Consider the following 1,117-nt stretch of genomic DNA (forward strand, 5'->3'; position numbering starts at 1 on the left):
GACGGAAAACACGTGTGGCTCGTAAACGGGAAGGGGAGTGTGTCGAAGGCGTGGGCGAACAGAGGTCCGGATACGCGAAAACGGATCCTTGATCCCAAGAAAACCCAGGTCTATGCCGATGGAGCCATCCCGCAAGGTACGCGCCAGAGCGATGCCGAACTGAAGCGCCGCGGGTGGGGTGAGGTCGGCTTCATGAGCTATGGCACGTTTCTACCCTGGCTCGAGAACGCGCTCAACGATGCCGATCAGTGCAAGACGGGCGAGCGCGCGCGCCTGATGAAGAACCCTGTGGCAAATGCACCCGGCGTCGAGTTACTCACTCACGATGAGGTGGCACTCTCCTATAAATACCAGCTCCCCTTGCATGCCGTAGGTTACAACTGGCTCCAATCGAATGCGGAGTCCGCAAAGCGATTGGACGGGAAGATCCGGGAGTTCATGGCGTACTACCGGAGCAAGGGCTATATGTGCGACTACGTGATCATCGTGACGCATTCGATGGGTGGCCTGGTTTCTCGCTACTACTCCGAACTGATGGATGGCAACAAGAGCGTGCTGGGGATCGTGCACGGCGTCATGCCCGCCACGGGTTCGGCTACGGCCTATAAACGGGTGAAGGCAGGCACGGAGATGCCGGCTGGGATCGCATTGGGCGCCAACGCCGCGGAGATGACTGCTGTGTTCGCGCAATCACCCGGGCCCCTGCAGTTGTTGCCCAGCCCGGAGTACGGAATGGGTTGGCTCAAGCTCAAGGACGGCAAGAATACGGTCGGCTTGCCCAAGGCAGATCCGTACAAGGAGATCTATACCGTCCGCGGCAAGTGGTGGGCCCTTTGCGATGACAAGCTGATCAATCCGCTGGATCCGAAGAAGGCCACGATTGATCGGGACTGGATCGGATTTGTGGATCTTATTGAGCGTCAAGTCAAAGTATTCCAAGCGGAGATCAGTGGGAAGTACCACGCAACTACTTACGCATTCTATGGAGACGATTCAGGTCATAAGACGTGGGGCGACGTGGTCTGGGAGCGGAGGATCTCCAGTGCTCTCCGGCTGTTTGATGCCTATCCCAAAGTTGACGATCTCGCGGCCGGACAGGTCTTGCACGATCCGGGGA

At 58.2% G+C, this 1,117-nt stretch carries 1 protein-coding gene; it reads left to right on the plus strand.

Going from position 1 to position 1,117, the window contains the following annotated elements; genetic code table 11:
• Window positions 1-12: 12 nt before the first annotated feature.
• The coding region (locus AC1DS3_RS38925; RefSeq protein WP_477129398.1) for an esterase/lipase family protein at window positions 13-1,117 on the plus strand (1,105 nt) is incomplete at its 3' end.

Source organism: Cupriavidus sp. 01L46 (assembly GCF_056399905.1).